This window comes from Micromonospora sp. NPDC047465 (assembly GCF_040643125.1).
In the GTDB taxonomy this organism is placed as follows: domain Bacteria; phylum Actinomycetota; class Actinomycetes; order Mycobacteriales; family Micromonosporaceae; genus Micromonospora.
In genome coordinates, this window is sequence record NZ_JBEYTP010000021.1 from 47,400 (window position 1) to 59,070 (window position 11,671).

Below are 11,671 nucleotides of genomic sequence, written 5' to 3' on the forward strand. Positions count from 1 at the left end.
GCCGCCGGCCCGGACCGGCCAACGTCCTGTACGCGGCGGGCTCGGCCCTACGCCTGGTTCCCCCGTCGGCTGAACACCATCGCGATCAGCGCCACGAGCCCGATCACTAGTACGACACCGGAGGCGACGAGCAACGGCACCGCCCAGGCCGGCCGGTCCGACGAGCCACCCTCGCCCCCGCCGCTGTCGACGGCCGCCTGACGGTACGCCTGCGCCAGCAGGTTGACCGGGGACTTCTCCGTCACGCCGTCGAAACGGGAGATCGCGGTGGACTCGTCGCCGGCGAAGTACGCGTCCAGACCGGAGCGGTAGAGAGTGTCGGCCTCACCGAGGCTGTTCTGCACCCCCGCCGCGTCGAGCAGACCGGTCATCGTGGAGACCGGCACGACCAGCCGGTTGGCCTTGTCGGGCCGAAGGATGTCGTTGTCGAGCAACCCGACGACGCGACCCTGCGGGTCGATCGCGATCCCGCCCCGGGAGTAGAGGCCGATGTCCTCGCTGATGCGGTACGCGTTGACCGGCGACTGGGCGTCCACTCCGGTCACCCGCACGGGCTTGGACAGCACCGTGTAGGTGGCGGACCGGAAGCTGGCGTCGGTGGTGCCGTAGCCCAGGATCAGCAGCGGAGTCTCCGGGCTGACGGTGGCGGAGGGGTTCAGCTCGGCGGCGGGCAGGTTCTGTTGGGCGAGCTTGACCAACGCGAGGTTTCCCTCTTCCAGGCTGAGTGCCTGGACGACGGTGCCGGGGATCGCCGGGCTGTCGGTGACGTCTCCCTTGGCCGCGTTCAACTGCCCGAAGATCTTGACCTCGGGGGCCGTCGTGGCCTCCGTGCCGGTGAAACGGGTCGTCTTCATCCTGGCCCGGGTGTAGCCGGGCACGTCCGCGGCGCCGAGCTCCTTCTCGCTGACGAGGACGTTGGCCAGGGCGGAGAGGGCACCCGCGAGCACGATGTCCTCGGTCGGCTGCACGCACTGTCCATTGGTGAGGACATGTCCGTCGTGGTTGACCACGAACCCGCTGCAGCGCCGGCTGAACGTGACGGGCGCCTCCCGCAGCAGGGCGTTGCTCTGCTTGTTCCTGACATAGCCGGTGAAGATGACCTCCACGAAGACCATGGACGGCGCAGCGGTCGCCAGCGCCCGCTCCTCGGCGCTGTAGAGGGCCGCCTGGGCCCAGGGCTTGAGGCCCGGGTTGACCGGGGTGGCGGTCGGGAAGGCGGTGGAGGCGGCCGTGGGCCGACTCGCCGGCTCACCCGAGCCGCCGGCCGTGACCGCCCAGGCCCCGACTCCGCCGCCCAATGCCGCCACCAGCAGAAGCGCGGCGACGGCGATCCAGCGCCCGGTGCGGCGCGGTGGCGGGCCGGAGGACTGGATCCGACGGACCGGTGCGGCGAACGGGTCGTGCGGTGGGACCTCGACCGGACCGCCCTGGGCGGCCTGCGGCTGGGCCGGGTCGGCGGCCGGCGCCGCCGAGGCCACGGTGTCGGCCCCGGCGGGCGAGGCGGGCGCGGCCGAAACGGGATGCGGGGCCGCCGACGCCGGCTGGGCGGAGACCGGGCTGGTGTGCATCGCCCACGGCACGTGCGGCAGTCCGGAGACCGGGTGCGGGACCCCGGACACCGGGTGCGGGACCCCGGAGACCTGCTGGGGAGGGGCCGAGACGGGGGGCGCGGCGGCCGGCGCGGGCTCGTACTCGACGCCGAGCGCCCGGAAGAGTTTCTCGGCCCCCGGACCCACCTCCGAGGAGTACGCCACCCAGGGCGAGGCGGCCGAGAAGTCCGCGTACGTGTACGGCAGAGCGTTCGGCGCCTGTGCCTGCGCGAGGGAGTTGGCGATTCCCGCGAACGCCTCCCGCCACCCGGGGGCGGCGGCGACGGTGGCGTCCAGGACTGCCACGGTGACGAGGCGGCCCTGTCCGTCGATGGCAGCCCAGGCCTTTCCGACCGGAGATCCGCCCAGCATGTGGGTGAACCTGTAGGGGCCTTCCGGCTGCATGTGCACTCCTCCGCTCAACTGCCGTGGGGATAGTACCGATGCAGGGCCAACTCTTCCCCTGCCGGTCGCTGGCCCGACACTCAGCGGGACGGGCGGCTCCCGCAGGGCCTCCGCGACGACGGGTTGCCATGTGAAAGTTTTCATGCATAGAGTCGCCGCGTGAATGAAGGAGCTGTCGTGGCGCCCACCGAGCAGGTGCTGGACCTGTTCCAGGGGGTCCGGCTCACGCCGACCCAGCGTCGGATCGCGCACTGCCTGGTGCAGCACGCGCCGACGGCGGCGTACCTGTCGGCGGCCGAGGTGGCCGAGCTGGCGGGGGTCAGCCAGCCGTCGGTGACCCGCTTCGCGGTGGCGCTCGGCCACGACGGCTACCCCGCGCTGCGCCGCCGGCTGCGCGAGCTGACCGCCGGCACGCCGGGCGGCCCCGCCGGCGCGGGCAACGAACTCCAGCAGGCGGTACGCGCCGAGATCGGCAACCTCGACCGGCTCGCCGGGCAGCTCGCCGACCGGGACCGGATCGCCGAGACCGGGCGGCTGCTGGCCGCCAGTCGCCCCCTGCCGGTGCTCGGCCTGCGGGCCGCCGCGCCACTGGCCGCGTACTTCGCCTACTTCGCGGCCAAGGTGCACCCCGACGTGCGGGTGCTCGACGACGGCGGCAGCCTGCTCACCGACCGCCTCGAACAGGCTGCCGCGGCCGGGGCGGGCGCCCTGCTCGCCTTCGTGCTCCCCCGCTACCCCCGGGAGACCCTGGACGCGCTGCGCGAGGCGCGCGCCGCCGGCCTGCGTGTCGTGGCCATCACCGACTCGCCGGTCAGCCCGGCCACCGAGCACGCCGACGTGGTGCTGCCCGCCGCGGTCGGCGCGCAGCTCGTCTTCGACCTGCACACCGCCCCGATGACCCTGGCCATGGTGCTGCTCCAGGCCATCTGCGACGCCGACCCCGCCGACACCCAACGCCGGCTGGAGGCCTTCGAGGCGTCCGCCGCCCGCCGCCAGTTGTTCCTCGGCTGAGAGGAGACCCGAGATGTCCCAGCCCGTCCGCGCCGCGCGCGGCACCGAACGCACCGCCCGTGGTTGGCCGCAGGAGGCCGCGCTGCGGATGCTGATGAACAACCTCGACCCGGAGGTGGCCGAGCGCCCCGAGGACCTGGTGGTCTACGGCGGCACCGGGAAGGCCGCGCGGGACTGGCCGTCGTACCACGCGCTGGTGCGTACCCTGACCGACCTGCGCGACGACGAGACCATGCTGGTGCAGTCCGGTCGGCCGGTGGGCGTCATGCGCACCCACGAGTGGGCACCCCGGGTGCTGCTGGCCAACTCCAACCTGGTCGGCGACTGGGCCACCTGGCCGGAGTTCCGCCGCCTGGAGCAGCTCGGCCTGACCATGTACGGGCAGATGACCGCCGGCTCGTGGATCTACATCGGCACCCAGGGCATCCTCCAGGGCACCTACGAGACGTTCGCCGCCGTCGCCGCGAAGCGGTTCGGCGGGACGCTGGCCGGCACGCTGACGCTGACCGCCGGGTGCGGCGGGATGGGCGGGGCGCAGCCCCTCGCGGTCACCATGAACGGGGGCGCCTGCCTGATCGTGGACGTGGACCGGAGCCGGCTGGACCGCCGGGTGCACGACCGCTACCTCGACGAGGTCGCCGACTCCCTCGACGACGCCGTCGAGCGGGCGCTCGCCGCGAAGCGGGACCGCCGCGCGCTGAGCGTCGGCGTGGTCGGCAACGCGGCCACGGTCTTCCCGGAGCTGCTGCGCCGGGGCGTCGCCGTCGACATCGTCACCGACCAGACCAGCGCGCACGATCCCCTGTCGTACCTGCCGGAGGGGGTGGAGCTGGCCGACGCCCGGGACTACGCGGCGGCGAAGCCGGCCGAGTTCACCGACCGGGCGCGGGCGTCGATGGCGAAGCACGTCGAGGCGATGGTCGGGTTCCTCGACGCCGGGGCGGAGGTCTTCGACTACGGCAACTCGATCCGGGGCGAGGCGAAGCTCGGCGGGTTCGAGCGGGCCTTCGACTTCCCCGGCTTCGTGCCCGCGTACATCCGGCCGCTGTTCTGCGAGGGCAAGGGCCCGTTCCGGTGGGCGGCGCTCTCCGGCGACCCGGCCGACATCGCCGCGACCGACCGGGCCATCCTGGAGCTGTTCCCCGAGAACGAGTCGCTGGCCCGGTGGATCCGGATGGCCGGCGAGCGGGTCGCGTTCCAGGGCCTGCCGGCGCGGATCTGCTGGCTCGGCTACGGCGAGCGCGACAAGGCCGGCGTGCGGTTCAACGAGATGGTCGCCTCCGGTGAGCTGAGCGCGCCGGTGGTGATCGGCCGGGACCACCTGGACTGCGGCAGCGTGGCCAGCCCCTACCGGGAGACCGAGGCGATGGCCGACGGCTCCGACGCGATCGCCGACTGGCCGCTGCTCAACGCGCTGGTCAACACCGCCAGCGGGGCGTCCTGGGTGTCGATCCACCACGGGGGCGGGGTCGGCATCGGGCGGTCGATCCACGCCGGGCAGGTCTGCGTCGCCGACGGCACCGCCCTGGCCGGGCAGAAGATCGAGCGGGTGCTCACCAACGACCCGGCGATGGGCGTGATCCGGCACGTCGACGCCGGCTACGACGCCGCCCGCGAGGTCGCGGAGGCCACCGGGGTGCGGGTGCCGATGGCGGAGGGTGCCGCGTGAGCGCGAGGAGTGCAGCGCAGCGGAGCCCCGCAGTCGCGAACAACAGGGGTGCCGCGTGACGGTGCAGCGGCGCGACGTCGGTGGCGGTGGTGAGCACCTCGCCGAGGCCGACCTCACCGACCGGTTCCGGACGCTGTGGGACGAGATCGCGCCGATCGGGCGGGACGACCGCAGCGGCGGCTACCTGCGGTACGCGCTGACCGAGCCGGAGCTGCGGCTGCGGGAGTGGTTCCGCGACCAGGCCGGCCGGCGCGGCATGCCGGTCACCGAGGACGGCAACGGCAACCTGTTCGCCTGGTGGGGTGAGCCGGAGGCCGGCGACGCGGTGCTGACCGGCAGCCACTTCGACTCGGTGCCGCACGGCGGGGCGTACGACGGGCCGCTCGGCATCGTCAGCGCGTTCCTCGCCGTGGACGAGCTGCGCGCGGCCGGTGTCGCGCCGGCCCGCCCGCTGGTGGTCGGCGCGTTCGTCGAGGAGGAGGGGGCGCGGTTCGGCGTACCGTGCCTCGGGTCGCGGCTGCTCACCGGGGAGATCGCGGTGGACCGCGCGGCCGGGTTGCGCGACGCCGCCGGGGTGAGCTTCGCCGAGGCGCTGGGCGCCCGACCGGCGGGCGCCCGACCGGAGCTGGTCGGCCGCTTCGCCGCCTTCGTGGAGCTGCACGTCGAGCAGGGCCGCGCGCTGGTCGACGGCGATGCGCCCGTCGCGGTCGCCAGCGCGATCTGGCCGCACGGCCGTTGGCGCTTCGAGTTCACCGGCGAGGGCAACCACGCGGGTACGACCCGGATGGCCGACCGCCGCGACCCCATGCTGACGTACGCCTTCACGGTGCTGGCGGCGAACAAGGAGGCCCGGCTGCGCGGCGCCCACGCCACCGTCGGCCGGGTGTCGGTGGAGCCGAACGCGACCAACGCGATCCCGTCGAAGGTGACCGGGTGGCTGGACGCCCGCGCCGCCGAGCCGGACACGCTGACCGGGCTGGTCGACGCGGTGCGTGCCAAGGCCGCCGAGCGGGCCCGCCGGGACGGTACGGAGGTGGCGCTGACCGAGGAGTCGGCCACCCCGCTGGTCGCCTTCGACGGCGGCCTGGCCGGCCGGCTCGCGGCCCTGCTCGACGCGCCGGTGCTGCCGACCGGGGCGGGCCACGACGCCGGGGTGCTCGCCGCGCACGTGCCCACGGCGATGCTCTTCGTGCGCAACCCGACCGGGGTCTCGCACTCCCCGGCGGAGTCGGCCACCGACGCCGACTGCGCCGCCGGGGTGACCGCCCTGGCCCGGGTCCTGGAGGAGCTGGCATGCCGGTGAACCTTGCGCCGGCGGCGGGGCGGCCCCGCCGGGACGCGCGACGGACGGCCGGGACGCCGGGGCCGGTGGTCTCATGGACGGGGCAGCTCGACAGGGGGCGAACGAGATGACCGCGACCCGCTGGCTGGCCGAGTACGCCTGGTTGCCCGAGCACGCCGAGCCCACCCCGGACGTGCTGATCGAGACCGCCGACGGGCGGATCACCGCCGTCACGCCGCTGGTCGGGGACGGCGCACCGACCGCCGGGGTCGAGGTCCTGGCCGACGCCGAGCGGCTGCCCGGGCTGACCCTGCCCGGGCTCGCGAACGCGCACTCGCACGCCTTCCACCGGGCGCTGCGTGGGCGCACCCACGGTGGACGCGGCGACTTCTGGACCTGGCGCGACCGGATGTACGCGGTCGCCGCCCGCCTGGACCCGGACTCCTATCTGGCCCTGGCCCGGGCGGTCTACGCCGAGATGGCGCTGGCCGGCATCACCTGCGTGGGCGAGTTCCACTACCTGCACCACAACCCGGACGGCACCCCGTACGCCGACCCGAACGCGATGGGCGGGGCGCTGGTCGAGGCCGCCGCGCAGGCCGGGATCCGGATCACCCTGCTGGACACCTGCTACCTCACCGCCACCGTCGACGGGCAGCCGCTCGCCGGGCCGCAGCGGCGGTTCGGCGACGGCGACGCGCTGCGCTGGGCGGAGCGGGTCGAAGCGTTCACGCCCGCCGGCGACCACGCCCGGGTGGGCGCGGCGATCCACTCGGTGCGGGCGGTGCCGGCCGGGCAGCTCGCCACCGTGGCCGGGTGGGCGGACCGGCAGGAAGCGCCCCTGCACGTGCACCTCTCCGAGCAGCCCGCCGAGAACGACGCCTGCCGGGCCGCGCACGGCCGCACCCCGAGCCGGCTGCTCGCCGACCACGGGGCGCTCGGCCCGCACACCACGGCCGTGCACGCCACCCACCTGACCAGCGGCGACCTCACGCTGCTCGGCGACGCCGGCACCGGCGTCTGCCTCTGCCCGACCACCGAGCGGGACCTGGCCGACGGGATCGGCCCGGCCCGGCGGATGGCCGATGTCGGGCTGCCGCTCAGCCTGGGCAGCGACAGCCACGCCGTGATCGACCTCTTCGAGGAGGCCCGCGCGGTGGAACTGGACGAGCGGCTGCGTACCCGCCGCCGTGGCCACTTCAGCCCCGCCGAGCTGCGCGACGCGGCCACCGTGGGCGGTCACGCCGCGCTGGGCTGGCGCGACGCCGGGCGGCTCGCGGTGGGGGCCCGCGCCGATCTGGTGACCGTACGGCTGGACAGCCCGCGCACGGCCGGCGTACCGCCGGTGGGGATGTGGTTCGCGGCGGGCGCCGCGGACGTCACGCACGTCGTGGTGGACGGCCGGACGGTGGTGCGCGACGGCCGGCACCTGACGGTCGACGTGCCGGCCGAGCTGACCGCGGCGATCGAGGAGGTGACGTCTTGAGCAGTCTGCTGGTCGACGACATCGGCGAGCTGGTGACCAACGACTTCGGGGGCGAGGCCGGACCGCTGGGCATCCGGCGCGACGCCGCCCTCCTGGTCGAGGAGGGGCGGGTGGCCTGGATCGGGCCGGCCCGCGACGCGCCGGCCGCCGACCGGCGCATCGACGCCGGGGGCGCCGCGGTGCTCCCCGGCTTCGTGGACAGCCACGCCCACCTGGTCTTCGCCGGGGACCGGGCCGCCGAGTTCGCCGCCCGGATGGCCGGGCAGCCGTACACCGGCGGCGGCATCCGCACCACGGTCGGCGCCACCCGGGCCGCCTCCGACGACGAGCTGCGGGCCACCGTGCGCCGGCTGCGCGACGAGGCGATGCGGCAGGGCACCACCACCATCGAGATCAAGAGCGGGTACGGGCTCACCGTCGCCGACGAGGCCCGCTCGCTGGCGATCGCCGCCGAGGTCAGCGAGGAGACCACCTTCCTCGGCGCCCACGTGGTCCCCGCCGAGTACGCCGACCGCCCCGACGACTACGTGGGGCTGGTGTGCGGGCCGATGTTGGCCGCCGCCGCCCCGCACGCGCGCTGGATCGACGTGTTCTGCGAGCGGGGCGCCTTCGACGCCGACCACACCCGGGCGATCCTGACCTGCGGCCAGGCCGTCGGGCTGGGCGTACGGGTGCACGCCAACCAGCTCGGCCCGGGGCCGGGCGTCCAACTCGGTGTCGAGCTGGGCGCGGCGAGCGTCGACCACTGCACCCACCTGACCGACGCCGACGTCGACGCGTTGGCCTCCAGCCGGGTCGACCGCACCTGCGCCGGGGGCGGGCACACCGCCACCGTCGCGACCCTGCTGCCGGGGGCCGAGTTCTCCACCCGCTCGCCGTACCCGGACGCCCGCCGGCTGCTCGACGCCGGCGTCACCGTGGCGCTGGCGACCGACTGCAACCCCGGCTCGTCGTACACCTCGTCGATGCCGTTCTGCATCGCGCTCGCCGTACGCGAGATGCGGATGACCCCGGCGGAGGCCGTCTGGGCCGCGACCGCCGGCGGTGCGCGGGCGCTGCGCCGCGACGACGTCGGGGTGCTCAAGCCCGGGGCGCGGGCCGACCTGATGATCCTCGACGCCCCGTCCCACCTGCATCTGGCCTACCGGCCCGGTGTGCCACTGATCCGCCAGGTTCTGCGCAACGGAGTGCCGCAATGACGACCGTGACCATTCTGCCCACCGGGATCTCCCCCGCCGACGTGCTCGCCGTGGCGCGCGGCACCGCCAAGGTCGTGCTCGACCCGGCCGCCGTGGACGCGATGACCGTCAGCCGGTCCATCGTGGACGGCATCGAGGCCGCCGGCCGGCCGGTCTACGGCGTCTCCACCGGCTTCGGGGCCCTCGCCAACACGTTCGTCGCGCCGGAACGGCGGGCCGAACTCCAGCACGCGCTGATCCGTTCGCACGCCGCCGGGGTGGGCGCGCCGATGCCGCGCGAGGTGGTGCGGGCGATGATGCTGCTGCGGGTCCGCTCGCTGGCGCTCGGCCGCTCCGGGGTCCGGCCGCTGGTCGCCGAGGCTTTGGTCGACCTGCTCAACCACGACGTGACGCCGTGGGTGCCGGAGCACGGTTCGCTGGGCGCCTCCGGCGACCTGGCGCCGCTCGCGCACTGCGCGCTGGTGCTGCTCGGCGAGGGCTGGGTGCTGGGCCCGGCCGGCGAGCGGATCCCCGCCGCCGACGCGCTGCGCCGGGCCGGTCTGCAGCCGGTCGAGCTGGCCGCCAAGGAGGGGCTGGCGCTGATCAACGGCACCGACGGCATGCTCGGCATGCTGCTGCTGGCGATCCACGACGCCGCGCACCTGTTCACCATGGCCGACGTCACCGCCGCCCTCGCGATCGAGGCGATGCTCGGCTCGGAGCGGCCGTTCCTGCCGGAGTTGCACGCCATCCGGCCGCACCCCGGGCAGTCGGCCTCGGCGGCGAACATCCACCGGCTGCTCCAGGACTCCCGGGTGATGGACTCGCACCGCGACGACCTGGCGCACGCGGTGCAGGACGCGTACTCGATGCGCTGCGCCCCCCAGGTGGCCGGGGCGGCCCGGGACACGCTGGACTTCGTCCGCACGGTGGCCGACCGGGAACTGGTCTCGGTGGTCGACAACCCGGTGGTGCTGCCGGACGGCCGCGTCGAGTCGACCGGCAACTTCCACGGCGCGCCCCTCGGCTTCGCCGCGGACTTCCTCGCCATCGCCGCCGCCGAGGTCGGCGCGATCGCCGAGCGTCGGGTCGACCGGCTGCTCGACGTCACCCGGTCCCGGGAGCTGCCGGCGTTCCTCTCCCCCGACGCCGGGGTCAACTCCGGGCTGATGATCGCCCAGTACACGGCGGCCGGGATCGTCGCGGAGAACCGTCGGCTCGCCGCGCCCGCCTCGGTGGACTCGCTGCCCACCAGCGGCATGCAGGAGGACCACGTCTCGATGGGTTGGGCGGCGGCCAAGAAGCTGCGCACCGTGCTGGACAACCTGACCAGCCTGCTCGCGGTCGAGCTGCTCGCCGCCGTACGCGGTCTCCAGCTGCGCGCCCCGCTCGACCCGTCGCCGGCCGGTCGGGCGGCCGTCGCGGCGCTCGGCGGGATCGCCGGGGAGCCGGGGCCGGACGTGTTCCTCGCCCCGCTGATGGAGGCCGCCCGGGACGTGGTGGCCGGGCGCGAGCTGCGCGCCGCGATCGAGCGCGAGACCGGCCCCCTCGCCTGAGTCCTGGGGAGATGACGGACGGGCGGGCCGGTGGCCCGCCCGTCGGCGTTCAGGCGGTGGTTGGGGGCAGCACCTTCGCCACCAGCTTGGCCAGCTCGCGCAGCGCCTTGCCGCGGTGGCTGACCGCGTCCTTCTCCTGCGGCGTCAGCTCGGCGTTGGTCCGCTCCTGCCCGTCGCCGAGGAAGATCGGGTCGTAGCCGAAGCCGCCGTCGCCACGTGGCGAGCGCAGCAGCCGACCGGTCTGCCGGCCGTCGACCAGGTGCTCCTTGCCGCCGGGCAGCACCAGCGCCACCGTGCAGACGAAGGACGCCCCCCGGTGCTCGTCGCCGAGGTCCGCGATCTGGTCCAGCACCAGCTGGAGGTTGGCATGGTCGTCGCCGTGCCGGCCGGCCCAGCGGGCGCTGAACACCCCCGGCATGCCGTTCAGCGCGTCGACGGCGAGGCCGGAGTCGTCGGCGATCGTCGGCATTCCGGTGCGCCGGCAGCCCTCCCGCGCCTTGATCAGGGCGTTCTCGCCGAAGGTGAGGCCGGTCTCCGGCAGCTCCGGGTATTCCTCGACGTCGTCCAGGCCGACCAGGGCGACGCGGTGCGCGCCGAGCGCGCCGTCGAGGATCCGCTGCAGCTCGATGAGCTTCTTGCGGTTACGGGTGGCGAGCAGCACCTTGTTCATCAGACCTCACCTTTGTTCGCGACTGCGGGGCTCGCAAGCTCACTCCTCGCGCTCACGACCCGAGAGCCTTCCGCTGGGCTTCGGCCAGTTCCACGCAGCCGGCGACGGCCAGGTCGAGCAGGGTGTCGAGCTGCTCGCGGGCGAACACGCCCGCCTCACCGGTGCCCTGCACCTCGACGAACTCCCCGGCGCCGGTGCAGACCACGTTCATGTCGACCTCGGCGGTCACGTCCTCGGCGTAGTTGAGGTCCAGCCGAGGCTCGCCGTCGATGACCCCGACGCTGACGGCCGCCACCGAGCGGTGCATCACCTTCTCCGGCTTGCCGGCCAGCGCCTTGCGCCCGGCCAGCCAGGTCACCGCGTCGTGCAGCGCCACGTACGCGCCGGTGATCGCCGCGGTGCGGGTGCCGCCGTCGGCCTGGAGCACGTCGCAGTCGAGCACGATGGAGTTCTCGCCGAGCGCCTTCAGGTCGATCGACGCCCGCAGGCTCCGGCCGATCAGCCGGGAGATCTCGTGCGTACGCCCGCCGACGCGCCCCTTCACGCTCTCCCGGTCGGAGCGGGTGTTGGTGGCGCGGGGCAGCATCGCGTACTCGGCGGTGACCCAGCCGAGCCCGGAGCCCTTGCGCCAGCGGGGCACCCCCTCGGTCACGCTGGCGGTGCAGAGCACCCGGGTGTCGCCGAACTCCACGAGCACCGAGCCCTCCGGATGGGTGCTCCAGCCCCGGGTCAGCGTCACAGGTCGGAGTTCGTCGGGTCGCCGCCCGTCAGGTCGTGCCATGCCTGCACCCTATGCGGTGCGATGGCCGGCCCGTTGCGGGGTGT

General features: G+C 74.7%; 9 protein-coding genes. 6 read left to right on the forward strand and 3 right to left on the reverse strand.

Features of this window, described 5'->3' with window-relative positions:
- Positions 1 to 47: 47 nt before the first annotated feature.
- On the reverse strand, positions 48 to 1,994 hold the full coding sequence (locus tag ABZ793_RS19815) for a trypsin-like peptidase domain-containing protein (RefSeq protein ID WP_357459162.1): 1,947 nt from the start codon (positions 1,992 to 1,994) through the stop codon (positions 48 to 50).
- 159 nt (positions 1,995 to 2,153) lie between these two features.
- Between ABZ793_RS19815 and ABZ793_RS19820 the strand changes: the two genes are divergently transcribed.
- The 6 genes from ABZ793_RS19820 to hutH all read left to right on the forward strand — a co-directional run bounded on the left by ABZ793_RS19820 (position 2,154) and on the right by hutH (position 10,176).
- Positions 2,154 to 3,005 (forward strand): MurR/RpiR family transcriptional regulator, encoded by an 852-nt coding sequence (locus tag ABZ793_RS19820; protein ID WP_350702850.1) that lies wholly within the window; start codon positions 2,154 to 2,156, stop codon positions 3,003 to 3,005.
- Between the two features lie 13 nt (positions 3,006 to 3,018).
- A complete protein-coding gene (hutU, locus tag ABZ793_RS19825; protein WP_357459165.1) occupies positions 3,019 to 4,674 on the forward strand; it encodes a urocanate hydratase in 1,656 nt (551 codons plus the stop codon).
- A gap of 61 nt (positions 4,675 to 4,735) precedes the next feature.
- Positions 4,736 to 5,977, forward strand: a complete 1,242-nt coding sequence (locus tag ABZ793_RS19830) for an allantoate amidohydrolase (protein ID WP_357459342.1) — start codon at positions 4,736 to 4,738, stop codon at positions 5,975 to 5,977.
- Between the two features lie 106 nt (positions 5,978 to 6,083).
- Positions 6,084 to 7,442, forward strand: coding sequence for a formimidoylglutamate deiminase (locus tag ABZ793_RS19835; RefSeq protein WP_357459168.1), 1,359 nt, complete (start codon positions 6,084 to 6,086; stop codon positions 7,440 to 7,442).
- Positions 7,439 to 8,641, forward strand: coding sequence for an imidazolonepropionase (gene hutI, locus ABZ793_RS19840; RefSeq protein ID WP_357459170.1), 1,203 nt, complete (start codon positions 7,439 to 7,441; stop codon positions 8,639 to 8,641). Before ABZ793_RS19835 ends, hutI begins: the two co-directional genes overlap by 4 nt.
- Positions 8,638 to 10,176 carry a histidine ammonia-lyase gene (hutH, locus tag ABZ793_RS19845; RefSeq protein ID WP_357459172.1) on the forward strand — a complete coding sequence of 513 codons (1,539 nt, stop codon included), beginning with the start codon at positions 8,638 to 8,640 and terminating at the stop codon, positions 10,174 to 10,176. Before hutI ends, hutH begins: the two co-directional genes overlap by 4 nt.
- A gap of 49 nt (positions 10,177 to 10,225) precedes the next feature.
- Here the strand turns inward: hutH and rdgB are convergent, their stop codons facing one another.
- Both rdgB and rph read right to left on the reverse strand, forming a co-directional pair.
- Positions 10,226 to 10,846 carry an RdgB/HAM1 family non-canonical purine NTP pyrophosphatase gene (gene rdgB, locus ABZ793_RS19850; protein ID WP_357459175.1) on the reverse strand — a complete coding sequence of 207 codons (621 nt, stop codon included), beginning with the start codon at positions 10,844 to 10,846 and terminating at the stop codon, positions 10,226 to 10,228.
- Between the two features lie 52 nt (positions 10,847 to 10,898).
- On the reverse strand, positions 10,899 to 11,627 hold the full coding sequence (gene rph / locus ABZ793_RS19855; protein WP_357459177.1) for a ribonuclease PH: 729 nt from the start codon (positions 11,625 to 11,627) through the stop codon (positions 10,899 to 10,901).
- Positions 11,628 to 11,671 lie beyond the last annotated feature (44 nt).

Excerpts from the sequence above, each read along its gene's own strand:
- ABZ793_RS19815 (WP_357459162.1), bottom strand. The coding sequence starts at position 1,994 with ATGCAGCCGGAAGGCCCCTACAGGTTCACCCACATGCTGGGCGGATCT.
- hutU (WP_357459165.1), top strand. The coding sequence starts at position 3,019 with ATGTCCCAGCCCGTCCGCGCCGCGCGCGGCACCGAACGCACCGCCCGT.
- ABZ793_RS19835 (WP_357459168.1), top strand. The coding sequence starts at position 6,084 with ATGACCGCGACCCGCTGGCTGGCCGAGTACGCCTGGTTGCCCGAGCAC.
- hutH (WP_357459172.1), top strand. The coding sequence starts at position 8,638 with ATGACGACCGTGACCATTCTGCCCACCGGGATCTCCCCCGCCGACGTG.
- rdgB (WP_357459175.1), bottom strand. The coding sequence starts at position 10,846 with ATGAACAAGGTGCTGCTCGCCACCCGTAACCGCAAGAAGCTCATCGAG.
- rph (WP_357459177.1), bottom strand. The coding sequence starts at position 11,627 with ATGGCACGACCTGACGGGCGGCGACCCGACGAACTCCGACCTGTGACG.